This is a genomic window from Kitasatospora sp. NPDC093679, assembly GCF_040683455.1.
GTDB classification, from domain to species: Bacteria; Actinomycetota; Actinomycetes; order Streptomycetales; family Streptomycetaceae; genus Kitasatospora; species Kitasatospora arboriphila.
Genome location: NZ_JBFBDW010000023.1, coordinates 33,506 through 58,508 on the forward strand (window position 1 = coordinate 33,506; position 25,003 = coordinate 58,508).

Annotated in this window: 23 protein-coding genes; 12 read left to right on the plus strand and 11 right to left on the minus strand. The window is 73.3% G+C overall.

All coding sequences use genetic code 11. From position 1 onward, the window contains the following. Nucleotides 1-164: 164 nt before the first annotated feature. From AB0O09_RS20200 to lexA, 3 genes are all read left to right on the plus strand, one after another. Nucleotides 165-332, plus strand: coding sequence for a hypothetical protein (locus AB0O09_RS20200; protein ID WP_363543083.1), 168 nt, complete (start codon nt 165-167; stop codon nt 330-332). Between the two features lie 94 nt (nt 333-426). Then, entirely contained in the window at nt 427-1,167 is a 741-nt protein-coding gene (locus tag AB0O09_RS20205; protein WP_363543085.1) for a VOC family protein, read from the plus strand. 534 nt (nt 1,168-1,701) lie between these two features. Beyond that, entirely contained in the window at nt 1,702-2,358 is a 657-nt protein-coding gene (gene lexA / locus AB0O09_RS20210) for a transcriptional repressor LexA (protein WP_363543086.1), read from the plus strand. Nucleotides 2,359-2,506: 148 nt separating this feature from the next. Here lexA and AB0O09_RS20215 read toward each other — a convergent pair whose 3' ends face one another. Then, nucleotides 2,507-2,902, minus strand: a complete 396-nt coding sequence (locus AB0O09_RS20215; protein WP_363543088.1) for a hypothetical protein — start codon at nt 2,900-2,902, stop codon at nt 2,507-2,509. Between the two features lie 177 nt (nt 2,903-3,079). Between AB0O09_RS20215 and AB0O09_RS20220 the strand changes: the two genes are divergently transcribed. Continuing rightward, nucleotides 3,080-3,286 (plus strand): hypothetical protein, encoded by a 207-nt coding sequence (locus AB0O09_RS20220; protein ID WP_363543090.1) that lies wholly within the window; start codon nt 3,080-3,082, stop codon nt 3,284-3,286. Between the two features lie 472 nt (nt 3,287-3,758). Here AB0O09_RS20220 and AB0O09_RS20225 read toward each other — a convergent pair whose 3' ends face one another. The 4 genes from AB0O09_RS20225 to AB0O09_RS20240 form a co-directional block, all read right to left on the minus strand. Next, nucleotides 3,759-4,955: an Ig-like domain-containing protein gene (locus tag AB0O09_RS20225; protein ID WP_363543094.1), complete on the minus strand. Its 1,197-nt coding sequence runs from the start codon at nt 4,953-4,955 to the stop codon at nt 3,759-3,761. 141 nt (nt 4,956-5,096) lie between these two features. Continuing rightward, nucleotides 5,097-5,612, minus strand: coding sequence for a hypothetical protein (locus AB0O09_RS20230; protein WP_363543096.1), 516 nt, complete (start codon nt 5,610-5,612; stop codon nt 5,097-5,099). Nucleotides 5,613-5,764: 152 nt separating this feature from the next. Continuing rightward, a complete protein-coding gene (locus AB0O09_RS20235) occupies nt 5,765-6,025 on the minus strand; it encodes a hypothetical protein (RefSeq protein ID WP_363543097.1) in 261 nt (86 codons plus the stop codon). 129 nt (nt 6,026-6,154) lie between these two features. Then, on the minus strand, nt 6,155-6,583 hold the full coding sequence (locus AB0O09_RS20240) for a VOC family protein (RefSeq protein ID WP_363543099.1): 429 nt from the start codon (nt 6,581-6,583) through the stop codon (nt 6,155-6,157). Nucleotides 6,584-6,833: 250 nt separating this feature from the next. Between AB0O09_RS20240 and AB0O09_RS20245 the strand changes: the two genes are divergently transcribed. Then, complete coding sequence (locus tag AB0O09_RS20245; protein WP_363543101.1) at nt 6,834-7,565, plus strand: alpha/beta hydrolase; 732 nt, start codon at nt 6,834-6,836, stop codon at nt 7,563-7,565. A 121-nt stretch (nt 7,566-7,686) separates the two neighbouring features. On the opposite strand, the gene AB0O09_RS20250 is transcribed toward AB0O09_RS20245, so the two are convergent. The 3 genes from AB0O09_RS20250 to AB0O09_RS20260 all read right to left on the minus strand — a co-directional run bounded on the left by AB0O09_RS20250 (nt 7,687) and on the right by AB0O09_RS20260 (nt 10,404). After that, entirely contained in the window at nt 7,687-8,478 is a 792-nt protein-coding gene (locus AB0O09_RS20250) for an ABC transporter permease (protein ID WP_363543103.1), read from the minus strand. Further along, on the minus strand, nt 8,475-9,461 hold the full coding sequence (locus AB0O09_RS20255; RefSeq protein ID WP_363543105.1) for an ATP-binding cassette domain-containing protein: 987 nt from the start codon (nt 9,459-9,461) through the stop codon (nt 8,475-8,477). Before AB0O09_RS20255 ends, AB0O09_RS20250 begins: the two co-directional genes overlap by 4 nt. 79 nt (nt 9,462-9,540) lie before the next feature. Then, complete coding sequence (locus AB0O09_RS20260; protein ID WP_363543107.1) at nt 9,541-10,404, minus strand: DUF4097 family beta strand repeat-containing protein; 864 nt, start codon at nt 10,402-10,404, stop codon at nt 9,541-9,543. A gap of 447 nt (nt 10,405-10,851) precedes the next feature. Between AB0O09_RS20260 and AB0O09_RS20265 the strand changes: the two genes are divergently transcribed. The 4 genes from AB0O09_RS20265 (at nt 10,852) to AB0O09_RS20280 (ending at nt 15,542) form a co-directional block, all read left to right on the plus strand. Continuing rightward, a complete protein-coding gene (locus AB0O09_RS20265; protein WP_363543108.1) occupies nt 10,852-11,187 on the plus strand; it encodes a hypothetical protein in 336 nt (111 codons plus the stop codon). Nucleotides 11,188-11,663: 476 nt separating this feature from the next. Next, nucleotides 11,664-12,335, plus strand: a complete 672-nt coding sequence (locus tag AB0O09_RS20270; protein WP_363543110.1) for a DUF4097 family beta strand repeat-containing protein — start codon at nt 11,664-11,666, stop codon at nt 12,333-12,335. 112 nt (nt 12,336-12,447) lie between these two features. Further along, a complete protein-coding gene (locus AB0O09_RS20275) occupies nt 12,448-13,566 on the plus strand; it encodes a serine hydrolase domain-containing protein (protein ID WP_363543111.1) in 1,119 nt (372 codons plus the stop codon). Nucleotides 13,567-13,829: 263 nt separating this feature from the next. After that, nucleotides 13,830-15,542, plus strand: coding sequence for a GAF domain-containing protein (locus tag AB0O09_RS20280; protein WP_363543113.1), 1,713 nt, complete (start codon nt 13,830-13,832; stop codon nt 15,540-15,542). 47 nt (nt 15,543-15,589) lie between these two features. Here AB0O09_RS20280 and AB0O09_RS20285 read toward each other — a convergent pair whose 3' ends face one another. The 3 genes from AB0O09_RS20285 to AB0O09_RS20295 form a co-directional block, all read right to left on the minus strand. Further along, complete coding sequence (locus AB0O09_RS20285; RefSeq protein ID WP_363543114.1) at nt 15,590-15,985, minus strand: pyridoxamine 5'-phosphate oxidase family protein; 396 nt, start codon at nt 15,983-15,985, stop codon at nt 15,590-15,592. Between the two features lie 91 nt (nt 15,986-16,076). Further along, nucleotides 16,077-16,775, minus strand: a complete 699-nt coding sequence (locus AB0O09_RS20290; RefSeq protein WP_363543116.1) for a response regulator transcription factor — start codon at nt 16,773-16,775, stop codon at nt 16,077-16,079. 368 nt (nt 16,776-17,143) lie between these two features. Next, nucleotides 17,144-18,733 carry an oleate hydratase gene (locus AB0O09_RS20295; protein ID WP_363543118.1) on the minus strand — a complete coding sequence of 530 codons (1,590 nt, stop codon included), beginning with the start codon at nt 18,731-18,733 and terminating at the stop codon, nt 17,144-17,146. Nucleotides 18,734-18,993: 260 nt separating this feature from the next. Between AB0O09_RS20295 and AB0O09_RS20300 the strand changes: the two genes are divergently transcribed. The 3 genes from AB0O09_RS20300 to pflB all read left to right on the plus strand — a co-directional run bounded on the left by AB0O09_RS20300 (nt 18,994) and on the right by pflB (nt 24,974). Then, nucleotides 18,994-19,794: a universal stress protein gene (locus AB0O09_RS20300; protein ID WP_363543120.1), complete on the plus strand. Its 801-nt coding sequence runs from the start codon at nt 18,994-18,996 to the stop codon at nt 19,792-19,794. Nucleotides 19,795-20,011: 217 nt separating this feature from the next. Further along, on the plus strand, nt 20,012-22,648 hold the full coding sequence (adhE, locus tag AB0O09_RS20305; protein WP_363543122.1) for a bifunctional acetaldehyde-CoA/alcohol dehydrogenase: 2,637 nt from the start codon (nt 20,012-20,014) through the stop codon (nt 22,646-22,648). 58 nt (nt 22,649-22,706) lie between these two features. Next, on the plus strand, nt 22,707-24,974 hold the full coding sequence (gene pflB, locus AB0O09_RS20310) for a formate C-acetyltransferase (protein ID WP_363543123.1): 2,268 nt from the start codon (nt 22,707-22,709) through the stop codon (nt 24,972-24,974). Nucleotides 24,975-25,003: the final 29 nt, after the last annotated feature.

The following is a 25,003-nucleotide window of genomic DNA, read 5'->3' on the forward strand; positions in this document are numbered from 1 at the left end:
GGGGGTCCCGGTGGCGGCCCGGCGGGTCGCGGTGCCAGACCCTGCGTCTGCCCGCCGGGGCAACCGGGAAACGAGCGGCGCGGGTGCGGCGGGGGCGGTGCTTCACCGTCCGAACGGCGGGTAGCCGCCCACTACTTCCGACCGCGAACCACCTGGAGGAAGCCGTGAGGCCGAGCCGACCGATCGTCGTACCCGCCGCCCGCCGGGGCAGCCACCGTCCCGGCCGACGCAACCCGCTCGGCCCGCAGGGCCGGGTCCGCCGCTGCCCCGGCCCGCTCCTCCCGCGCGCCCGGACGGCCTTCGAGGTCTCCCGCCGCGACGCCGCCCACTGAGCCCGGGGTGACGGCACCTCAGGGGCCCGCACCGCACGTGCGCGCGCGTGCGTGTGCCGGGGCGGTCGCGGTGCGGGCGCATAGGATCGGCCGCATGGCACTGCGACCCGTGATGGTGAACATCAAGGCCCTCGACGGGCGAGCGGTCGGCCGGTTCTGGGCGGAGGCGCTCGGCTGGAGTGCCTACCACCCCGGTGCGACCACCTACGTCGGACCCGCCGGCGGCCTCGTCTGGCCGGACCCGGTCTTCCTCGGCGTCGACGTCGTTCCCGTCCCGGAGGCCGGGACGGCGACCAAGAACCGGGTGCACCTCGACCTCGCCACCACCTCCCGGGCCCACCAGGCGGAGCTGGTCGCGCGGCTCCGGGCCCTCGGCGCCACGCCCGCCGACGTGGGCCAGGGCGACGTGCCGTGGACGGTCCTCGCCGACCCCGAGGGCAACGAGTTCTGCGTGCTGGAGCCCCGCGAGGTCTACCGGGACACCGGGCCGATCGCCGCGGTGGTCGTCGACTGCACGGATCCGCGGGCCATGGCCCGGTTCTGGGACGGGGCGGTGGACTGGACCCTGCACGAGGTGACCGACGATCAGGCGGTGCTGCGTTCCGCGAAGGGCACCGGCCCGTACCTCGAGTTCCTCCGCACGCCCGACGTGAAGACCGTGCCGGACCGCGTCCATCTCGACCTGCTGCCGTACCCCGGCGACGACGTGGCGGCGGAGGTGGCGCGGCTGCGGGCCCTCGGCGCCACCGACCTCGACCTCGGTCAGGGCGAGGTCCCGTGGACGTGCCTGGCCGACCCGGAGGGTCACGAGTTCTGCGTCCTCGCCCCGTCCTGACGCGAAGCCTCGACGACACCCCGCCGGACGGGACGCCCGCCTGACGGGACGACCGCCCCGGCCGGCCGGCGTCAGCCGTCATGACCGGTCGCGGACCTGCGGCAGAGCGGGGAACGCGGCGGTCTGGGTCCGGCGCGCCGTACGGAGCCGGTCCGCCCGCCGACCGGGCGGTGGCGGGCCGGTGGCGGGCCGGTCGAGGTCGAGCGCGGCGCCCCGTGGCGGCGCCCTGCTGCTCACGCCACCGTAACAAGCGGTGCGCAAAACCGCACAGATCATGGAACATTTCTTACATGAGGTTGGCGGATTCGATATCGCCTCGGGGCGGGCGTGAGGTCGACGCGCCCGCGGAGCCGGTCCGGCCCCGAACGGCGGCTGATCCGGCACCGGGGATGCCGGCCCCTCGGGCGTAGCCGTAGCCGTAGCCGTAGCCGAAGCCGCGCCGGGCGGCCGAGGCTCGCGTCGGACCGGCTCGTGGTTCCTAAGACCCGACGATGCGATTAGAGTCCGACTCGGGATCGACGGAAGGGGTCCGGCATGAGCCTTGCGAATCCGCCGGGACGTCATCCGGACCGGCTGACCGACCGGCAGCGGGCCATCCTCGACTACGTCGCCACCGCCGTGGCCGAGCGGGGCTACCCGCCGAGCATGCGGGAGATAGGCCAGGCCGTCGGCCTGAGCTCCACGTCCTCCGTCGCCCACCAACTCGGTGCGCTGGAACGCAAGGGCCTGCTCCTGCGCGACCCGCACATCCCCCGTGCCTACCGGGTGCGCGGCAAGGCCGGATACGAACCGCCGACCCGTGAGAGCGAGGCCACCGGCCTGGTCGACGTCCCCGTCGTCGGCCGGATCTCCGCGGGTCGGCCCGTCCTCGCCGAACAGGACACCGAGGACGTCTTCACCCTCCCGCGCAGGCTCACCGGCACCGGCGACGTGTTCATGCTGCGGGTCGTCGGCCACAGCATGACGGGCGCCGCGATCTGTGACGGCGACTGGGCCGTCGTCCGCAGCCAGCCCACCGCGGACCCCGGTGACATCGTCGCCGCCATGATCGACGGCGAAGCCACCGTCAAACGGCTCCGCCGCGAAGGCAACCGCAGCTGGCTGATGCCCCACAACTCCGGCTTCGAGCCGATCCCCGCCGACCGCGCCACCATCCTCGGCAAGGTCGTCACCGTGCTGCGCAGGCTCTGACCCGCACGCACCGGGCAGGCGGCGCCGACACCGGACCCCGACCGGCGGGCTGCCCGCCGGATCGTCGGACGCGGAGATCAACCGGCGTGACGCGGAACGCAGGTGGCCGACCCACGGGACGGGACCGTGGAGCGGCCGGCTGCCGCCACTACCGGGAGGCGGGGAGGCGGATCCCGCGGCCCCAGTCGGGGTGGGCGTCGGTGAAGGCGGCGATCCGGCGGGCCGCGTCGACGAGGTCGTCGCCGAGCCGCAGGTCCCGGCGGTAGCGGCGGGCGAGGGCCACCAGGTCGGCCAACCGGTCCTCGGACCAGGCCCGGCCGGCGGCGTCCCGGAGGCGGACCAGGTCGTCGTGCTCGGCGAGGAGGCGCCGACGGTCGTCGTCGAGGAGCAGTTCCCAGCGGTGCCGATCGGCCGACCCGGCCGGCACCGGGCCGAGGGCCCGGCGCAGCTCGGTGATCCGGGTCGCTGCCGCCTCGCGCAGGCCGGCGGCGAGCAGGTCGGTGTGCCGGAGGACCGGCTTCGAGTCGATGATCGGCGGGTTCATCCGGTCACCGTACCGGCGCCGCCACGACCGGCCCGCGACCGCCGCACGGATCGCCCCCGGAGTGTCGCCGGGACGGCGGAACGGGTCGAACGTCCGATCGCGTGCCCCGACTCGCGTCGGCGTCCGCACCGTCGGAGCCGTTGGGCGCACCGCCCGCCGCGGGCGAGGCGCACTGCCGTGTCCGCCCAGGGAGAGGTGCGCGTCCCAGGCGTCGAGCAGGGGCGGGACCACCGTCCGGCGCCGCACGGAACCGGCGCGCAGGACGGCGGACCGCACGACTGCGAACCCCTGGCGGACAACTACGACCAGTGGCTGCGGTGCAGCCAGGACTGCTGGACGGAGTACGACCGCTGCGTCGAGCCGGTGTTCGGGCCGCTAAACTGACGGAACTACAGATCGTCGCCCCCTGTGGGCACATGGCGCGGACGGGCGCCGTCGATCCGCCGCGTGTTACTCCGTTCGAGTGAATGTCGGGTTCGTGGGACCTCCCGGGCGGGCAGAGCCTGCGGCATGACGACATCCACGAACCCCCGCCGCCGCCCTCGTCGCCGCCGTCCTGCCGCGCCCTCCGCCCCCACCCCTGCCACTGCGGTCCGCACCGTGCCGGCCCACACCGCGGCGGTCCACACCGCGGCGGCCCGCACCGCGCCCGTCCGCTCCGCTCAGGGGCGTGCCGAGCGACCCCCGAACGCCGGGCCGGGCAGCGGCGGTCGGTGCTGCCGGACCTGGTCGAGCGAGCGCATCTCGCAGGGCGGCACGGTCATCCGCACGACCTGGCACGAGCCCGTGTGCCGGACCTGGAGCCGCCCGTGACCTCCTCCGCAGGACCGGCCCCGGCACCCGGCGCCGCCTTCCGTCACCACTGGGACCAGGGCATGGTCCAGCCGCTGAGGCCGTTGGCGGGGTCGAGGGGCTGCTTCTTGACGGAGTTGCGGATGACGACGACGTCGCCGACCAGGGAGGCGGCGTAGACCTTGCCGGCGGGTGAGTCGTCGTCGCCGGCCTCGGAGTCGACCATGCCGATGCAGCCGTGGCTGATGTTGGAGCGGCCGACGGCCGCGGCGGCCTTCGGGTTGCCGTGCAGGTAGGTGCCGCTGGTGGTCAGTCGCATCGCGTGCGGCTCGACGGCGTCGTAGCCCTCACCCACCAGCCCGACCTGGCCGCGGGAGGTCATCTTCTCCATCCGGCTCATCTCGGAGATGACCATGGTGCCGTTCCAGGACGGGTTGTCGTCGGTGCCCGCGGTGATCGGGATGGTCTGGGCGGGCTTGCCGTCCTCCGTGACCACCATCCGGTGGGTGCGGGCGTCGACCTCGCTGATCCGCTTGCGGCCGACGGTGAAGTGCTCGTCGCGCTGGGTAGCGCCGTACACGCCGGGGGCGAGTTCCACGCCCTTGGTCCGCAGGTGGATCTGCACCGTGGTGCCGGACTTCCAGTACGCGGCGGGCCGCAGGTCGAGGCGGGTGTCGTCGTCGAACCAGTGACCCCTGACCTCGGTGCCGTCCGAGGCCTCCACGGTGACGGCCTTCTCGGCCTCCGCCTTGTTCTTGACCTTCACGCCGAACCGCACCGAGATGATCATGCCGACGCCGAACGTCCGGCCCGTGACGACGTTGTCCTCGACCTTGGCGGTCTTCGACGGGGTCAGGGTGGTGAACCGGCTGGTGGCGGCGGTCGTGACGCCCGCGGCGTCCACGGCCTTGGCGTTCACCGTGTAGGCCGCACCGACCGTGAGACCACCGGTGGCCGGGATCCAGCTGAGCCCGTCGGCGGCCATCGCACCCTCGACCGGCTTGCCGTCCGCGCCGGTCACCGCGACCTCGGTCAGCTTGCCGGTCGCCACCGACACCCTGACCCCGCCCGGCGCCACGTTCTGCGCACCGTCCTTCGGCTCGATCGACAGCACCGCCGCGGACGCCTTCGCCGCACCGCCCGTGCCGCCGGCGCCCCCCGCCCCGGCGGCGGCCGTGCCGCCTCCGGCCCCGCCACCACTGCACGCGGCCAGCAGCAGAACCCCGCCCAGTGCCCCGCCCGCCATCGATGTCCGTCGCACGACGGCCCCCCTCCATCGGATCTTCCGAAGAGGTACACGCCTCGACGGGCGTTCAGGTTTCACCGGAGGGCGCGAGATCGACGTCACGCATGCGTCCCGGCGGGGTGGGCCTGCGTCGAGCCCGCCCCGGGCCGTTCCCGGTCACTGGAGCGCGACGCCGAACGGACCGCCTTCCGCCCGCTCGCGCGGCACGTTGAACCGCACCCGGTGGTCGAGCTCGACCTGGTAGTACGCCCCGCCCTTCGGGACGTCGGCGATCTCCACGGGGAAGTCGCACCGGGCCACCTTCGACGACCTACCGGGGCCGAGGGTGCCGGTGGCGAGGAGCTTGCCGTGGTCGTCGTAGACGGCGACGGCCGTGTGCTGCGCGATGCCGGCGTATCCGCCGGTGCCGGTGCACTCGTCGGACGCGCGCGTCAGCCCGGTCGGCAGCGTCACGGTGCCGCTGAGCGAGAACATCCCGGCGAACGCCGGACTGCCGGAGCCGATGCCCCACACCAGGCCGACCACCGCCGCACCGGCCACGAAGCCGACCACGCCCGCGGCGCGCCGGCCGGGCACGCGTGCCGCTCGCTGCGGCGCGACCGACGGGGAGGCGGGCGGCGGAGCGCCGGGTGGTGCAGCCGCAGCGGTCGGTGCACCGGTCGCGTCAGCCATGCCCGCGAGTATCGCACCCCGGGCGGCCGTGCGGGAGGACGGAACCGACGTCAGACCGGGCTGCACGTGCGAACCGGACGCGACGTCAGACCCGGGCCGTCCTGGTGAACGGCAGAGCATCCAGATCGGCGCGCACCTTGCCGTGCTGACGGTCAGACACTTTTCACCGGTGGCACCCCCGCCCGGGAGCCCTCCCGGGCCACCGGCGGCGGCGCGACCGGCACGCCGAGCCCGCGGACGGGCACACCCCGTACGCCGGGAGCGGCCGGGACGTCCGGCTCGCCGCTCCCGGCACCGTCCGGCTCGCCGTCGCCCTCGGCGCCGTCCTCGCCGTCGGTGTCCGCCCCGCCGTCGCCGGGCGCGAGCCCGGTGTCCTCGCCGAGCCCGACACCGCCGGTCGTCCCGCTGGCCACCGCGCCCGCCGCGAACGGAAGTTCCGCACTGCCGTGGGTGATCGGTCTGCTCGCGGCGCTGGCCGCAGCGGCGGTCGGCGGGGTGCTGGCGCTGCGCCGTCGTGCCCGCTGAGCCCGGTCGGAGGACGGTCAGTCGAGGCAGAACTCGTTGCCCTCGACGTCCTGCATGACGATGCAGGCGTCGTTGCCGTCGTACAGCAGGCGTTCGCGCACCGCGCCGAGCGCCAGCAGTCGCGTGCATTCGGCCTCGAGCACGGCCAGGCGCTCCTCACCCACGAGGCCGGTGCCGACCCGCACGTCGAGGTGGACGCGGTTCTTGACGACCTTGCCTTCGGGAACGCGCTGGAAGTACAGCCGCGGGCCCGCACCCGTCGGGTCGCTGCACGCGAACCAGGCGCCCCGGTCCTCGGCCGGCCGGGAGCGGTGGTAGTCGTCCCACGTGGCGAACCCCTCCGGCGGCGGCGGTACGACGTACCCCAGCACCTCGCACCAGAAGCGGGCGACGCGCTCGGGATCCGCGCAGTCGAACGTGACCTGAACCTGCCTGACCGATGCCATCGGGCCACCCTAGCAGGTTGATCATTCCGCTCAATTCCCGCTGGATGTCCAAAGGTTGGTGGGAACGGTCGGTGCGGGCGGCGGCATGCGGGCCCGATCGTCCCGTGATGCCTCTCGTGGTACCTTCTGTGCCGCCGTGCGCCGTTGCGAATCCGAGGAGGTGAGACCGATCAACACCGTGACAGGTCGGGCCTCCCTCCCCCGCATGGCCTAGGGACGCCCGCCGAAGGCATCCCGAAAGGCCCGAACCATGCGCTTCATCTCCGACTCGTCGTCCCGCGGTGTCCGCGAACAGCTCTTCGAACTCGAAGGGGTGCCCGGCGTGCTGTGGACACCGGAAGGTGCCGCAGGCGGCCGTCCCCTGATCGTGATGGGGCACGGCGGCGGCCAGCACAAGAAGGCCCCCGACATCGAGACGCGTGCGCGTCGTCTCGCCGCCGAGTGCGGCTTCGCCGTGGTCGCGGTCGACGTGCCCGGCCACGGCGGCCGGCCGGTCGACGAGGAGTTCGACCGGATCGCGACCGAGAACCGGGCCCGCGCCGAGGCGGGGGAGGACCTGGCCCGGCTGATCGCCGAGTTCCAGGCCTTGGTCTCCCGCCGGACCGTTCCGGAGTGGCGGTCGTTGCTGGACGCCGTCCAGCGACTGGAGCACGTCGGCGCCGGGCCGGTGGGCTACTGGGGGGTGTCGCTGGGCTGCGGACTCGGGGTCCCGTTCGTCGCGGCCGAGCCCCGGGTGCGGGCCGCGGTCCTGGGCCTGGGCGGGGCCCTGGCCTCGGCCGGGGACGCCGCGAGGATCACCGTCCCGGTGGAGTTCCTCCTCCAGTGGGACGACGAGAGGGTGCCGCGGGCCGCGGCCCTGGCACTCTTCGACGCCCTCGGCTCGGTCGAGAAGACACTGCACGCCAACCCCGGCAAGCACTCCGAGGTCCCGGACTTCGAACTCGACAGCACGCTGCGGTTCTTCGCCCGCCACCTCGGCTGACACCTCCGACCACCGGCATGCCCGCAGGCCGTTGACCCGGACGAAGGGCGGCGTGCACCGACTCGGTGTCGGACACGCCGCCCCTCGAACGGGCGGGACTGCGGGGCCGCAGTCCGTGCTGTCACTTCGGGTCGCGGTCGAACATCCGCTTCGACCAGCGGTACCCGAGCACCGTGAGGACCAGGCACCAGGCGAGGGCGATCCACCCGTTGTTGCCGATCCCGGTGCCGAGCAGCAGGCCGCGCAGCGTCTCGATGGCGGGGGTGAACGGCTGGTACTCGGCGACGGGCTGGAACCAGCCCGGCATCGCGTGGACGGGGACGAAGGCGCTGGAGAGGAGCGGAAGGACCATCAGCGGCAGGGCGTTGTTGCTGGCCGCCTCGGCGTTCGGGCTGACCAGGCCCATGCCGACCGCGATCCAGGTGAGCGACAGGGCGACCAGGGTCAGCAGCCCGAGCGCCGCCAGCCACTCCAGGGCGGTGGCGTCCTCGGCTCGGAAGCCGATCGCGACCGCGACGGCGCCGACCAGGACCACGCTCGCGACGCACTGCAGCACGCTGCCGACGACGTGCCCGATCAGGACGGAACCGCGGTGGATCGCCATGGTCCGGAAGCGGGCGATGATGCCTTCGGTCATGTCGTTGGAGACGGAGACCGCGGTGCCGATCGTGGTGCCGCCGATGGTCAGCAGCAGGATGCCCGGGACGATGTAGGCGATGTAGTCGGCCCGGTCCGGCCCGCCGCCCCCGATGCCCGCGCTCATCACGTCGCCGAAGACGTAGACGAAGAGCAGCAGCAGCATGACCGGCGTGAGCAGCAGGTTCAGGGTGAGTGACGGGTAGCGGCGCGCGTGCAGCAGGTTGCGGCGCAGCATCGTCGAGGAGTCGTGGACGGCGAGGGACAGGGAAGTCATCGGGAGGCCTCCTCGGCCTGGTGGGGGAGGGTGGTGCCGCCGGTCAGGGCGAAGAAGACGTCGTCGAGGTCGGGGGTGTGCACGGTGAGTTCGTCGGCCTCGATGCCGGCCGCGTCCAGCCGGTCGAGGACGGCGCGCAGGGCGCGCTGGCTGCCGTCGCTGGGGAGTTGCAGCGCGAGCGCCTCGTCGTGGCGGGCGGCGTCGCGGAGGGCGGAGGCGGCCGACCGGTACGCCGTCGGGTCGGTGAAGCGGAGCCGGACGTGGCCGCCGGGGACGAGCCGCTTCAGTTCCTCGGCCGTGCCGTGGGCGGCGATCCGGCCGTCGTTCAGCACGGCGACGCGGTCGGCGAGTTCGTCGGCCTCCTCCAGGTACTGGGTGGTGAGGAAGACGGTGGTGCCGCCGGCGACGAGCTCGCGGACGATCTGCCACATGTTCTGGCGGGAGCGCGGGTCGAGGCCGGTGGTGGGCTCGTCGAGGAAGATGATGCTCGGCGTGCCGACCAGGGTCATGGCGATGTCGAGGCGGCGCTTCATGCCGCCGGAGTAGGTGGAGGCGGGCTTCTTCGCGGCGTCGGCGAGGTCGAAGCGCTCCAGCAGTTCGGCGACGACGCGCCGTCCCTCCCGCCGGGGGAGGTGGTGCAGGTCGGCCATGAGGAGCATGTTCTCCTCACCGGTGATCAGGCCGTCGACGGCGGAGAACTGGCCGGTGACGCCGATCGCGGCGCGGACGGACTGCGGGTCGGCGGCGAGGTCGTGGCCGGCCACCCGGGCCGTGCCGCCGTCGGCGGAGACGAGGGTGGAGAGGATCTTGACGGCGGTGGTCTTGCCGGCGCCGTTCGGGCCGAGCAGCGCGAAGACGGTTCCGGCCGGGATGTACAGGTCGATGCCGTCGAGGACGGTCTTGTCGCCGTAGGACTTGCGCAGGCCGGCGGCGGTGATCGCGGCGGGCGGCTGCTGGTCGAGGTCCGTCCTGGATGCGGGCATGGCGGACGAAGGCATGGGCCCCTCCGGTTGAAGGCTGGCGTGGCTGGAGCGGGGACGGTGGTGCCGGTGCTGCCGCGGGTCAGGCCCGGGCGCGGAGGATGTCGACGGTGCCGTGCGTGGTGCGGGCGCTGACCTTGACGGTGTCCTCGGCCTCCGGCTCGGCCTTGGCCGCGGCCGGGGCTCCGGCGGCGGCGAGCGCGTTGCGGACCTGCCCGGAGCCGGAGGCGGCGTCGATCCAGGCGGCGGTGCCCTGGCGGACGCCGACCTCGATCGAGCCGAAGGCGGTCTCCAACCGCACCGTGCCGCGGACGACTTCACCCAGGCGCAGGGTGCCGTGGGCGGTGCTGGCGGTGACGGACGCCTCGGCGTGGGCGATGTCGATGTCGCCGTTGGTGCCGCGCACCCGGAGGTCGCCGAGGGCGGTGCCGACGGTGGTGGTGCCGTGCGCGTTCTTCAGGGTGGCGGGGCCGTCCACGGTGCCGACGCGCACGCTGCCGGAGCTGGTGCTGATCTCGGCGGCGCCCTCGATCCGGTCGACGGTGATCGAGCCGTGCGAGGCCTCCAGGTGCAGCGCGCCGGTCGTGTCGAAGCGGAGGTCGCCCGAGGAGGTCCTCACCCGGACCTCGCCGAGCCGGCCCTCGCCGAGCACCTGGGTCCAGGAGCCGGCCACGGCGACGTGCGAGCCCGTCGGCAGTTCGACCGTCACGTCGACGGTTCCGGAGCGGCGGAGCGAGAAGGGCTGCTTGGGCGTGGTGACGGTCAGGACGCCGTCCGTGCAGGTGACCCGGGTCCGTTCGGCGGCCCGCACGTCCTGGTCCTTCTGCGGGTCGCGGGGCAGCACCTCGACGACGGTGTCGGTGCGGTCGCCGGCGGTGAGCCGGACGGAACCGGCCTCCACGGTGGCGGTCACGGAGATCGGTTCGGGGGTGGTGAAAGAAGGCACGGCTGTCCCGTCCTCTCGGCTCTGCAGGACGTCCCCGCTGGTGGGACGCGGTGTGTGGATCGGGGTGGGGCGGAGATGGTGCGGGGTGCCGTGGTCGGCACGCCCGGCCGGTCGAGCTGCGCCCGGTCGGTCGTCGGCGCGACCAGGTGGTCCAGGTTCGTGACACCATGGTGGCACCATGATGGCGCCATGCGCAAGCCTATGTGGCGCCATCCGTGACACCTCGCGGCACGGGCGGTTCTGACCTGTGGAAACGCGCCTGGATGGACAGGATTGCTGTGGCGCCACCTGCGCCTTGTCCGACGCCGGCGGGCTGCGATGGCGTCGCGTGGCGCCATGTGGCGTCACTCGGGGGCTGCGGGTGCCATGCGGAGCTTCGCGGCATTCGATGATGGACGTGCCGCGCCGATGCCACCTAGGCTGGTGATCATCCGGGAGGGGGGTGTGGTGAACGGCAATCCGCTGTACCACTGGACGGCGCTGGCAGTGTCCACCGCGCTCCTGCTGCCGATTCCGGTGGCGGTGCTGGCCGGCTGGACACCGCCGTGGATGCGGGGGCGACGGGCCGGGATGCGGCTTCGCGCCTACGGTGCCCTCTGCTGCTACGCCCTCGCCCCCCTCAACGGCCTCCCGCGGATCGCCGACGCGTCCGTCGGCGCGGTCATGGCCTGCACCGCCGCCGGCCTCGGCCTCATCGCCGCCGCAGTGGTGCTGTTCCTCCTCGCGGAGCGCAAGGACGCGGACGCCCGGTCGGCGGCGCAGGCCGAAGCCCCGCAAGCCTGAAGGGCGACCCTTCCCGTCTGCTGCCACCGGACGGCGGACGATGCCGCCGTCAATGCGACGCCCTGCGCGGGGTCAAGTGCCGTCCCTCCGGCGCCGGCTCGCTGCCGGCCCGGAACCTCGAAATCTACGGCGTCGGCGGCCTGGTCGTTCCCTCGCCCGACGTGGTTCCAGCCCCGACCCCCGGCCGGGCCGGCGTCAACGTCATCCTGCTCGACACGGCGCTGAACCACCTCGGGTGACGGCGGCCCGGCGGCGCCACCGACCGGAGTCGACCCGCCCCCGGAGTAGCGTTCACGCTCATTCATTGCAACGAGCTGCAGGTGTGACGTTGCGTTAGTTCTGGGGCTGTTGCAACGATTTACTGGCTCTGGCCTGCTGCTATTTGGATTTGATGCAACGAATCAGTTGCCAGGCATTGGAATGCAACGTAGCGTTTCCAATGTCAGAAACCAGTGCAGCCAGCCAAGGAGAGCACGATGCACACCTTCAACACCCCCGCCCCGGTCACCGTCGTCCTCGACGTCCCCGCGGGCCGCGTCCGGGTCGTCGCGGCCGACCGGGCCGACACCACCGTCGAGGTCCTGCCCGCGGACGCCGCCAAGGGCCGCGACGTGAAGGCGGCCGAGCTGATCGAGGTGGCCCACCGCGACGGGGTGCTGCGGATCGAGGCCCCCGCTGCGAAGAACCGGATCCTCGGCACCTCCGGCACCGTCTCGGTGACCGTCCACCTGCCCGCCGGCTCCCGCATCGAGGCGAAGGGCGCCGCCGCCGAGTTCCACGGCACCGGACGGCTCGGCGAGGTCGCCGTCGAGATCGCGCAGGGCACCGTCGAACTCGACGAGGCGTCCGCCGCCCGCCTCACCCTCCAGTCCGGCGACGTCACCCTCGGCCGCCTCACCGGCCCCGCCGAGATCAGCACCCAGCAGGGCGACCTCCGCATCACCGAGGCCGTCCGCGGCACCCTCGTGCTGCGCACCGGCTCCGGCGCGATCGAGGTCGGCGTCGCCCACGGCGTCTCCGCCGCGCTGGACGCCGGCACCGCCTTCGGCCGGATCGCCAACTCCCTGAAGAACACCGACGGCGCCGACGCGGCCGTGACCATCCGCGCGACCACCGCCGCCGGTGACATCACCGCCCGCAGCCTCTGACCACCGCCGCACGGCCGACCGGACCGTGGGAGGTGCGCGCAGCCGCACCTCCCACGGCGCCGCGGTCGCGGTCAGTATCCGGCACGTTCCGACACGAGACGAGGAAACGACCATGAGTGAATCCCTGCGCACCGCCGAGAACGCCACCGGACAGGACCGTCCCGACCTGCAGAAGGCCGTCGAGGACTTCGTCGACGCCGGGTTCGCCGGGGTGCAGATGCGCGTCCACGACGAGCGGGGTGCGTGGGTCGGCACCGCCGGAGTGCGCAAGCTCGGCGAGGCGGCGCCGCCACCGCCGGACGGACGGTTCTGGATCGGCAGCACCACCAAGACCTTCGTCGCGACCCTGGTGCTGCAGCTGGTCGCCGACCGGGCGATCGGGCTGGACGACCCGGTGGCCGACCACCTGCCCGAGCTCGGACTGGACGGGCGGATCACCGTGCGGATGCTGCTCCGGCACACCAGCGGGCTGGCCAGCTACACCGGCGACCTCGACCCCGACGGGACCTTCGTGCCGGGCATCCCGGCGGCGGGCAAGCCGTGGGTGGACGACCGGTTCCACAGCCACCGGCCGGAGGAACTCGTCCGGTTCGCCCTCGCGAAGCCGGCCCGGTTCGAGCCCGGAGCCGACCAGAGCTACTCCAACACCAACTACACCCTGGCCGTGCTGCTGATCGAGAAGGCCGCCGGCCGCCCGTACGCCGAGCAGATGCGGCTGCGGATCCTGCAGCCGCTCGGGCTCCGGGACACCGCGGTGCCCGGTGACTCGCCGGAGCTGCCCGCGCCGCACGCCCACGGCTACTACCGCTACCGGGACGGCGACCAGTGGAAGGTCGTCGACGTCACCCGCCAGAACCTCACCCTCCTGACCGGCGCCGGCGACATGATCTCCACCACCCGGGACCTCCACACCTTCTTCTCCTCACTGCTGGGCGGCGAGCTCCTGCCCGCCCCGCTGCTGGCCGAGATGCGCACACCGCACGGCATGCTCGGCTACGGCCTCGGCCTGTTCGTGCAGGACCTCGGCCCGGACGGCGGCACCGTCGTCCACCACAACGGCGGCGCCCCCGGCGGCTACGGCGCACTGATGATCGCCAGCCCCGACGGCAGCCGGACCCTCACCGCCGGGCTGACCACCGGCGACGCCGACGTCGACCCGGCACAGGCGTTCCCCGGGGCGCTGGACCGGCTCATCAGGGCCGTGTTCGGCAACGGGCGGACCACGGGCTGACGACGCCGCACCGGATCCGGCCCGGGTGGCGGGGTCGGCCGGGCCACCCGGGCCACCCGGGCCACCCGGGCCACCCGGGTCTGCCGGGTCTGCCGGGTCGGCCGGGCCGGCCGGGCCACCCGGGCCACCCGGGCCACCCGGGTCTGCCGGGTCTGCCGGGTCGGCCGGGCCGGCCGGGCCGAGGGGTGCCGTTCGTCCCTGCCATGTCAGGCCGTTCATCTGCCAGAATCGACCGGCCGGCAACCAGGGACGAGGAGGGCCGCGTGGGCGGTGACGAGGTGCGGTCGAGGATTCCGCAGCTGCGGCTGGACGAGCTGCTGGAGGAGCTCCAGGCCCGGATCGACGCCGCCCGGGGCACCCGGGACCGGGTGCACAGCCTGCTGGAGGCCGTGCTGTCCGTGGGCCGGGAACTGGACCTGACCCAGGTGCTGCGCCGGATCGTCGAGGCCGCCGCCGTGCTGGTGGACGCCCGCTACGCCGCACTCGGTGTGATCGGCCCCGACGGCGAGACGCTGTCGCAGTTCCTCACGGTGGGACTGTCGGAGGAGGAGATCGCCCGGATCGGCCCCTACCCGACCGGCAAGGGGCTGCTCGGCGAGCTGATCCGCCGTCCCGAGGCGCTGCGCCTGCGCGACCTGTCGGAGCACCCGGCGTCCTTCGGCTGTCCCGCGCACCACCCGGTGATGCGGACCTTCCTCGGGGTGCCGGTGCGGGTGCGCGACGAGGTGTTCGGCAACCTCTACCTCACGGACAAGCGCGGCGGGGAGGAGTTCGATGCCGACGACGAGTCGGTGATCGCGACCCTCGCCGTGGCGGCGGGCGTGGCGATCGACAACGCCCGGCTCTACGAGGAGGCGCAGCGCCAGCAGCGCTGGCTGAGCGCGAGCGCGGAGATCACCCGCACGCTGCTGTCGGGGAGCTCCCGGTCCGAGGTGGTCGGGCTGATCGCCCAGCGCGCGCGGGAGATCACCGGCGCCGAGCTGGCGGACGTCTCGGTGCCGGTGGCGGGGACCGGATCGCTGCGGGTGGAACTGGCGCTGGGCGGCGACGGTGCCGCACGGCTCGGCCTCGTCGTCCCGGCGGAGGGCACGCTCTCGGGCGCGGCCGTCGCGAGGGCCGAGCCGGTGACCAGCCCCGACCTCGCCGACGACCCGCGGCTGTCCGCCGGCCCGCGGCGCTTCCAGGGACTCGGCGCGGCGGTGGCCGTCCCGCTGGGCCGGGCCGGCAGCGAGAGCGAGGGCGTGCTGCTGCTGGCCCGGCGGCCCGGCGAACCGCCCTTCACCGAGCGGGAGATCGGCCCGCTGCTGGGCTTCGCCGACCAGGCCGCGCTGGCCCTGGAGCTGGGGGAGCGGCGCCGGGACGCCGAACAGCTGGCGATGCTGGAGGACCGTGACCGGATCGCCCGGGACCTGCACGACCTGGCGATCCAGCGGCTGTTCGCCACCGGCATGACGCTGCAGAGCGCCGCACGGCTGATCGACCACGCCGGGGCGTCCGACCGGGTGATCCGGGCGGTCGGCGACCTGGACGAGACCATCAAGATCATCCGGTCGACCATCTTCGGCCTGCGGGCCCGGGAGGACGAGGCCGGGCGCGGGCTGCGGGCCCGGGTGGTCCGGGCGGTCGAGGAGGCACAGGCCACCCTCGGATTCGCGCCCCGGCTGAGCATGGAGGGCCTGCTCGACACCGACGTCCCGGGGGAGGTCGCCGACCACGTGGTGGCGGTGCTGGCCGAGGCCCTGAGCAACGCCGCCCGGCACGCCCGGGCCGGCCGGGTGGAGGTGTCGCTCCGCGCCACCGGCCAGCAGGTGGTGCTCGCCGTGCTGGACGACGGCGTCGGCATCCCCGAGCAGGGACGGCGCAGCGGCCTGCGGAACATGGCCGAACGCGCCGAGGGCCTCGGCGGGCTGCTCGAACTGTCGAGCCCTGCGGACGGCGGGACCCGGCTCGTCTGGTCGGTCCCGCTGGGACGCTGAGCCCACCGGTCCGGTGCTCGCCGGCGGGAGCGGCCACCGGTGCCGTGTCAGGGCGGAGGGCTCGTCACGTCGGCGAGGAGGCGTCCGGTCACCAGTTCGGGGTGGATGCGGACGGTGACCCGGTCGGCGGGCCGGGGGTGCGACCCGGCCACGGCCCCGGGGCCGGTCACCTCGGCCCTGCCGAGGACGGTGACGCTCCAGCCACTGCCGTCCGCCTCGCTCACCTCGTCGACCTGGAAGGCGACCAGCGCGTCCGCCACGGCCCGGAGGAACTCCGACCCGGCGGTGGCGGGCACGAGCACGCTGCCGTCGTCGTCGAGCCGGTACCTGACCGGCAGGACGGCGGGCAGCGCCCCGACGGTGTAGACGACGCGCCCGATCGACGACGTGGCCAGGAGACGCAGGGAGTGCCACTCGCCCAGCGGTGCGGTGTCAAGGGTCATGGCACCGATGGTCGCCCGGGACCGCCGCGCGGGGCAGGGGCCTTCGGCCCCGGTCGGACGGCCGGGCGGCCCGCCGCGCCGGGCCCGGTCGTCAGCGGGCGGTGCGGCCGGCCGCCTGGTCCTGGGAGGCCATGGCCTGGGTGGCGATGACCGCGGCCTGGACGCGCCGTTCGACGCCGAGCTTGGCCAGCAGCCGGGAGATGTGGTTCTTGACGGTCTTCTCCGCCAGGTAGAGGCGCTGCCCGATCTGGCGGTTGGTGAGGCCCTCGCCGATCAGCGCGAGGATCTCCCGCTCCCGGTCCGTGAGAGCGGGCATGTCGGAGGCCGGCGGGGCGGTGTCGCCGCGCAGGCGGGCCATCAGGCGGGTGGTGGCACCGGGGTCGAGCATGGACTGGCCGCCGGCGACCGTGCGGACGGCCGAGACCAGGTCGGTGCCGGTGATCTGCTTGAGGACGTAGCCGGAGGCGCCGGCCATGATCGAGTCCAGCAGCGCCTCCTCGTCGTCGAAGGAGGTCAGGATGAGGCACGCCAGCTCCGGCATCTTCGAGCGCAGTTCGCGGCAGACGGTCACTCCGTCGCCGTCGGGCAGCCGCATGTCCAGGACCGCGACGTCGGGGCGCAGCGCCGGCACGCGGGCCAGGGCCTGTTCGACGGTGGCGGCCTCGCCGATGACCGTGAGGTCGGGCTCGGAGTCCAGCAGGTCGTGCACGCCGCGCCGGACGACCTCGTGGTCGTCGAGGAGGAACACCGTGATCTGGGTGCTCGCCTGGGCCTCCGTGCTGCCCGTCATCGCGTCTCCGTAACTCTCGGACCCGCCGTCGGGGCGGCGGGTGGGACCGTCGGCGGTGTGCCGGGGGGCTCCCGGAGGACACCGGGGCCGGGCGGCCCCGGCCACCCCGGCAACGGACCCCATTATGCGCCCCGGTGACGGCGTGTCCGGGCGGCCCTGCCCGGGGAGATGCCCGCTCGGACATGACGGGTGTCGCCGGCGCCCCGGTGCTGCCGAGCCGTGCGGGTGCGGGACGATCGCTCCGGGCTGCAGGGCACCGGCAGGACACGGAAACGCCTAACGGAACAGCGATCGGGCCGTTCCCGGTTCCTGCCGGTCCCGCAGCCGGCCGCGCTCCGCGGTGCGGCCGGCGGACGGGGCGGCGTGGCTCAGGCGAGCGCGGTCCGCAGGGCCGCGAGCACGGTCGCCGGCTCCGCCAGAGCGTGATGCACCGGTGGCACCGGCAGGTCGAGTCCCAGCAACCGGTGGACGGCGTGCATGGCGCCGCGCACCGAGTACTCGACGGTGAAGACGACGTCCTCCGGAATCTCGACGTACTGGCCGAGGAAGGCGAAGTTCCGTGCGCCGTGCGGGATCACCCTGGGCCGGTCGTGCGCCGAGCGGCGGGCGAACTGGCTGGTGATGTAGGGCATCATCACGGAGGTGATGGTGGTGGAGGCGCGCACCTCCTCCGCGATGTCGTCGAAGCCCAGCTGGCCGAGCAGTTCGGTGAGGATCTCCCGCCCGGTGCATGCGGCCATGGGCTTGCCGGTGAAGTCACCGGGAGCGTCCATGAACAGGCCGTACCCCCACAGGGTGAACACGCCCTCGGGCTGGCCGGCGAAGTGCGGCTGGCGGGGGACGACGATCGACATCAGCCACGGCGAGTCCTTGAAGGTCATCAGCGCGCCGGTGCCCGGGGCGTTACCGCTGTATTCCTCGATCCGCTTGAGCAGTGCGGGGCTGCGCATGGTGAGGGTGAACGACTCCCAGGCGGCCTCGGCGACGCTGCCGTTGAAGACCGACGGCCGGCCGAAGTCGGGCGCCTTCAGGGCCAGCGTCTCCCACAGCGTCCAGCTGCCGTCGCGCTTGTCGCGGACGAGCTCCGGGACGGTGTCGTCCCCGCCGAAGGAGGCGTCGGCGGTCATCGAACCGAGCGTGATGAACGCCAGGTCCAGCTCGGCGAGCTCGACGGTCTCCGGGCCGCTCGCCCGCCGCAGGTGGAGGCGCCCGGCGCGGCGGATTCCGTCCCTCTCGGTGAAGTCGACGTCGGTGACGGTCACGCCCTGCTCGATCCGCACGCCGCGCTCCAGCAGCCACTTGGTGAGCGGCCGCACGACGGAGTCGTACTGGTTGAACCGGGTGCGACGGACGCCCGCCAGGGTGTGGATGCGCGGGAACTCCTGGAGGAAGCGCAGGAAGTAGCGCTTGAGCTCGATTGCGCTGTGCCAGTTCTGGAAGGCGAAGGTCGTCCGCCACATCGCCCAGAAGTTGGTGGCGAAGAAGTGTTCGGAGAAGAACTCGTCGATCCGCCGGGCGCCGATCGCCGACTCGGGTGTGACCAGCAGGCGGGCCAGTTCCAGCCGGTCGCGGGCGTCGAGGCCGAGGCGCGACGCGTCGACGATCCGGTGGTCGCGGTCGATCAGCCGGGCTCTGGCGTCCGTCGGCACCGCCCGGTTGAAGTCGGCGACCTCCTGGCGGACGGAGACGTTCGGATCGTCCAGGGTCGGGATCGATTCCAGGAGGTTCCACAGGCACGTGTACGCCTCGTCCTCCAGCATCCGCCCGCCGCGGGTCACGTACGCCCCGTCCGGCGCCTTCCGCCCGTCGAGCGAGCCGCCGGTGAGGGGCATCTGCTCCAGGATGCGGATGTTCTCACCGGGGACGCCGCCGTCCCGGATCAGGAAGGCCGCGGCTGCCAGGGCGGCGATCCCGCCGCCGACCAGATACGCCTTGGTGGTGCGTCCGCTGTCGATCATGCCTCGTCCCGGTCGTTGTGGAGTGCGCCTGCGCCGTCGGCAGGCGCCGTCCAGCCTGGTCGCTGCGCGACCGCCGCCGGCAGGGCCCTGCAGTCCCTCCGCGGGGGCCGCAGGTCCCGGTCAGGCGCGGCAGATCCGGGCCGGTGGGCCCTGTGACCGAACGGTTGCACCGGGTGATGATGGGAGTGGGTCGCCCGCTCGACGGGGCCGCCCCCGGGCTCTGCCCGGAACGGAGGGGGGTCGAGAGGAGACGATTCACCGTGGACCTTCCCGTCACCGTCGGCGTCGACGGATCCGAGGCCGGGACGGCGGCCGCCGACTGGGCCGCCCGCGAGGCGTTGCTGCGCGACCGGCCGCTGCGCGTCCTGCACGCCCTCCCGCTGATGCCCCATCTGCTCCCCGCCGGTGCCGTGGCCGTCCGGCCGGCGGGCGACCTGCTGCACGAGGTGGCCCACGTCCTGGCGGTGCGTCACCCGCGGCTGCGGATGCGCACCGAGCAGGCCCACGACACCGCCGCCCCGGCGCTCCTCGCGGCGGGCGAGGACGCGGACCTCCTGGTGCTCGGGGCAAGGGGGAACGGCGGCTTCCCGGACCTGCGGGTCGGCTCGACCGCGCTGCAGGTCGTCGCCCGGACGGGCTGCCCCACGGTGGTGCTGCCGGTGGAGGCCGCCGGGCCGCATCCCCGCGAGTTCGTGGCGGTAGGGGTGGACGCGCGGCGCCCCGCCGACGCGGCCCTCGGCTTCGCCTTCGCGGCCGCGCACCGGTACGGCCTGCCGCTGCGGGCCGTCCACGCCGGGGCCGCACGCCCGGCCGGCTCCGGCGGTGAGGCCCGGCTGCTGGCCGCCGCCCTGGAGCCGTGGAAGGCGCTCAATCCCGAGGTCGAGGTGCTGGAGGACGTCGAGGGCGGGGGGCCGGCCGGGGTGCTGGTGGACGTGTCCGCCAAGGCGCGGTTGATGGTGCTGGGGCGTCGGCCCGTCGGCTCCGTGATCCCGCTCGGCCCGGTCGTCCATGCCGTTCTGCACCACGCCGCCTGCCCCGTGGCGGTCGTGCCCGGGTCGTGAGCACGAGCGCGCGGACTCCCACCCGGGCGGACCGGCGGACCAACGGCCCTGCGGCCGGCTGCCGAGAAGGGACCTTCGGCCCGAAGACCCGGTCCCCATCGGCGCATCCCCGGCCCGTGCCGCGCGCAGGAAGCTTCTCGTCGAGAGCCGGGCACGACCCGCCGGCCGCCGCTCTCCGGACGATCCCCGGACGATCCCACTGAAAGGTGGTCCTGCCATGACCCGCCGCCCGCACACCGTGCAGCCGCCCGCTCCGGGCGGCGCCGCGCCGGCCGTCGACACGCTCGTGGCACACGCCCTGACGGCACTTCGGGAGTACGCGGACTCCACCCAGGAACAGATCGACCACATCGTCAAGAAGGCGTCCCTGGCCGCGCTGGCCCAGCACACCGGTCTCGCGGTCCTGGCGGTGGAGGAGACCGGGCGCGGGCTGTTCGAGGACAAGGCGGTCAAGAACGTCTTCGCCTGCGAGAACGTCACCCATGTGATGGCCCGGACGAGGACGGTCGGGGTGGTGCGCCGCGACGACATCGAGGGCATCGTGGAGATCGCCGAACCGGTCGGCGTCGTCGCCGGTGTCACCCCGGTGACCAACCCCACCTCGACCACGATCTTCAAGAGCCTGCTGGCCCTGAAGACGCGCAACCCGATCGTCTTCGCCTTCCACCCGGCGGCGCAGCGCTGCTCCGCGGAGGCGGCGCGGATCGTCCGCGACGCCGCGGTGGCGGCCGGGGCGCCCGAGCACTGCATCCAGTGGATCGAGGAGCCGTCGATGGCGGCCACCCAGGCGCTGATGAACCATCCGGACGTCGCCACGATCCTGGCCACCGGCGGCAACGCGATGGTCCGCGCCGCCTACTCGTGCGGCAAGCCGGCCCTCGGCGTCGGCGCGGGCAACGTCCCCGCGTACGTGGAGCGGAGTGCCGACCTGAAGCGGGCGGTCAACGACATCGTCCTGTCCAAGACCTTCGACAACGGGATGATCTGCGCCTCGGAGCAGGCGGTCGTCCTCGACGCGGAGATCCGCGACGCCGCACTCGCCGAGTTCCGCACGCTGAAGGCGCACCACGCGAGTGCCGAGGAGAAGGCCCTGCTGGAGCGCCACCTGTTCGGCTCCGCGGACGGCACCTCCTGCGCCGGGGAGCGGCTGAACCCCGGGGTGGTGGGCCGCTCCGCGGCGCAGATCGCCGAAGCGGCGGGGTTCGAGGTGCCGGCGGACACCTCGGTGATCCTGGTGGACGTCGAGCGGGTGGGGCCGTTCGAGCCGCTGACCCGGGAGAAGCTGTGCCCCGTGCTGGCGGTGCTGACCGCGGGATCGCGCCGTGAAGGCGTCGAACTCTCGGCCGCCATGGTGGAGTTCAACGGGCTCGGGCACACGGCGGCGGTGCACACCGAGGACGCCGCGTTCGTCGAGGAGTTCGGGCACGCGGTGAAGGCCTGTCGGATCATCTGGAACGCGCCCAGCTCCCAGGGCGGCATCGGCGACGTCTACAACGCCTTCACCCCCTCGCTGACGCTCGGCTGCGGCAGCTACGGGCACAACTCGGTGTCGGGCAACGTGTCGGCACCGAACCTCCTCAACATCAAGCGGATCGGCCGGCGGAACACCAACATGCAGTGGTTCAAGGTCCCGCCGAAGATCTACTTCGAGCGCAACTCGATCACGTACCTGGCGAGCATGCCGAACGCCCGCCGGATCGTCGTCGTCACGGACCGGACGATGGTCGAGATCGGCCACCTGGAGCGGATCAGGGGCGTCCTCGACCGCCGCAGCGAGCCCGTCGAGGTGCGGGTGGTCGACTTCGTCGAGCCCAACCCCAGCATCGACACCGTCCGCAAGGGCGCCGAGCTCATGCGGGAGTTCCGGCCCGACACGATCGTCGCGCTCGGCGGCGGGTCGCCGATGGACGCCGCCAAGGTGATGTGGCTGATGTACGAGCACCCGGAGGTCGAGTTCGCCGACCTGAAGGAGAAGTTCTTCGACATCCGCAAGCGCGCCTTCACCTTCCCCGACCTGGGGGAGAAGGCGAAGCTGGTGTGCATCCCCACCACCTCGGGCACCGGGTCCGAGGTCACCCCGTTCGCGGTGATCACCGACACCGCCACCGGCCAGAAGTACCCGCTGGCGGACTACGCGCTCACCCCGAGCGTCGCGATCGTCGACCCGGCGCTCACCACCCGGTTGCCGAAGGACGTCACCGCGGACTCCGGCTTCGACGCCCTCACCCACTGCATCGAGACCTACGTGTCGGTCTACGCCAACGACTTCACCGACGGCCTGGCGTTGCAGGGCATCCGGCTGATCTTCGAGCACCTGGAGCGGGCGGTGTCCGACGGGCCGAACGACACGGTGGCCCGCGAGAAGATGCACAACGCCGGCACCATCGCCGGCATGGCCTTCGGCTCCGCCTTCCTCGGCGTGGTGCACGCCATGGCGCACACCCTCGGCGCCACCTTCCACATCGCGCACGGGCGGACCAACGCCCTGCTGCTGCCGCACGTCATCCGGTACAACGGCGCCGCGCCCGGCAAGGTCACCAGCTGGCCCAAGTACCGCAGCTACGCGGCACCGGAACGCTACCGGGCCGTCGCCGAGGCGCTCGGCCTGCCCGCCACCACGCCGGAGCAGGGCGTGGAGTCGCTCGCCGCGGCCGTCGAGGACCTGCGCGACCGGGTCGGCATCCCGCGGTCCTTCAAGGAGGCGGGCGTGGACGAGGCGGCGTTCCTGGCGGCGCTGCCCCGGCAGGCGATGAACGCCTACGAGGACCAGTGCGCCCCGGCCAACCCGCGGCTGCCGATGCTCGCCGACATGCAGCAGCTCATGACCCAGGCCTACTACGGCACCCGGGGCTGAGCACCGACGGCCCGAGCAGCACGACCGTTCCGACGACAACACGACGGGAGCAACGACGATGACGGTCCGGCAGACGGAGACGGCCACCCGCGGAGCCTGGGACGGCTTCCGGGGCGGCCTGTGGCGAGACGCGATCGACGTCCGCGACTTCATCCAGCACAACTACACCCCCTACGAGGGCGACGCCGCCTTCCTGGCCGGCCCGACCGAGCGGACCCTGGCGGTGTGGAAGCGGATCACCGACCGCTTCCCCGAGGAGCGCGCCAAGGGCGTGTACGACGTCGCGTACGACGTCCCGTCCGGCATCACCGCGCACGCACCCGGATACATCGACCGGGAGCGGGAGTTGATCGTCGGCCTGCAGACCGACGCCCCGCTGAAGCGGGCGATCATGCCGAACGGCGGCTGGCGGATGGTGGCGGGCGCCCTGCGCGCCTACGGCTACCCGGTGTCGCCGGAGCTGGAGAAGGTCTTCACCACCTACCGCAAGACCCACAACGACGGCGTCTTCGACGCCTACACCCCCGAGATCCTGGCCGCCCGCAAGGCCGGTGTCATCACCGGCCTGCCGGACGCCTACGGCCGCGGCCGGATCATCGGCGACTACCGCCGGGTCGCGCTGTACGGCGTGGACCGGCTGATCGAGGCCAAGCGGGCCGAGAAGGCCGGACTCGACGCCGCCCCCCGCGACCCCGGCGCACTGGAGGAGACGCTCCGCGAGCGCGAGGAACTCGCCGAGCAGATCAGGGCGCTGGACGAGCTCAAGCGGATGGCGGCGTCCTACGGGCACGACGTCTCCGGGCCGGCCGCCACCGCCCGGGAGGCCGTCCAGTGGCTGTACTTCGCCTACCTCGCGGCGGTGAAGGAGCAGAACGGCGCCGCGATGTCGCTCGGCCGCACCGCCACCTTCCTCGACGTCTACCTGGAGCGCGACCTCGCGGCCGGGCTGCTCACCGAGGAGCAGGCCCAGGAGCTCGTCGACGACTTCGTCGTCAAGTTGCGGATCGTCCGCTTCCTGCGCACCCCCGAGTACGACGAGCTGTTCTCCGGCGATCCGACCTGGGTCACCGAGTCGATCGGCGGCATCGGCGAGGACGGCCGGCCGCTGGTCACCCGCACCTCCTTCCGGTACCTGCAGACCCTCTACAACCTGGGCCCGGCGCCGGAGCCGAACATGACCGTCTTCTGGTCGCCCGAACTGCCGGAGGGCTTCAAGGAGTTCTGCGCCAAGGTGTCGATCGACACCTCCAGCGTGCAGTACGAGTCGGACGAGCTGATGCGGCCCCGCTTCGGCGACGACACCGCGATCGCCTGCTGCGTCTCGGCGATGGCGGTCGGCAGGCAGATGCAGTTCTTCGGCGCCCGGGTGAACCTCGCCAAGACCCTCCTCTACGCGATCAACGGCGGCCGGGACGAGGTGTCGGGGGCGCAGGTCGGCCCGCGGACGGGCGCCGTCACCGCCGAGGTCCTCGACTACGAGGAGGTGCTCGCCCGGTTCGACGAGCAGCTGGAGTGGCTCGCCGAGACGTACGTGCACGCGCTCGACGTCATCCACTACATGCACGACAAGTACGCCTACGAGCGCCTGGAGATGGCCCTGCACGACCGGGCGGTGCGGCGCACCATGGCCTGCGGCATCGCCGGCCTCGCGGTGGCCGCGGACTCGCTGTCCGCCGTCAAGTACGCGACGGTGCGGCCGGTCCGCGACGCGAGCGGCCTCGCGGTGGACTACGTCGTCGAGGGCGACTACCCCGCGTACGGCAACAACGACGACCGGGCGGACTCCATCGCGGTGTGGCTGGTCGAGGAGTTCATGCGCAAGGTGCGCAAGCACCCCACGTACCGGCAGGCGGAGCACACCCAGTCGGTGCTGACCATCACCTCCAACGTGGTCTACGGCAAGAAGACCGGGGCCACCCCGGACGGCCGGCGGGCCGGCGAGCCCTTCTCCCCGGGCGCCAACCCGATGAACGGCCGGGACCGCCACGGGTACGTCGCCAGCGCCCTGTCGGTGGCCAAACTGCCGTACGCGCAGGCCGAGGACGGCATCTCGCTGACCAGCACCGTCACCCCCGACGCGCTCGGCCGCACGGAGCAGGAGCGGGTGCGCAACCTGGTCGGCGTGCTGGACGGCTACACGGCCTGCGGCGGCTTCCACATGAACGTCAACGTGCTGAACCGCGACACCCTGCTGGACGCGATGGCGCACCCGGAGAAGTACCCGCAGCTGACGATCCGGGTCAGCGGCTACGCGGTCAACTTCGTCCGGCTGACCCGTGAGCAGCAGCTCGACGTGGTCAACCGCACCTTCCACGGCTCGCTGTAGCAGCGGCCCGCCACACCCCGGGAGCCTGC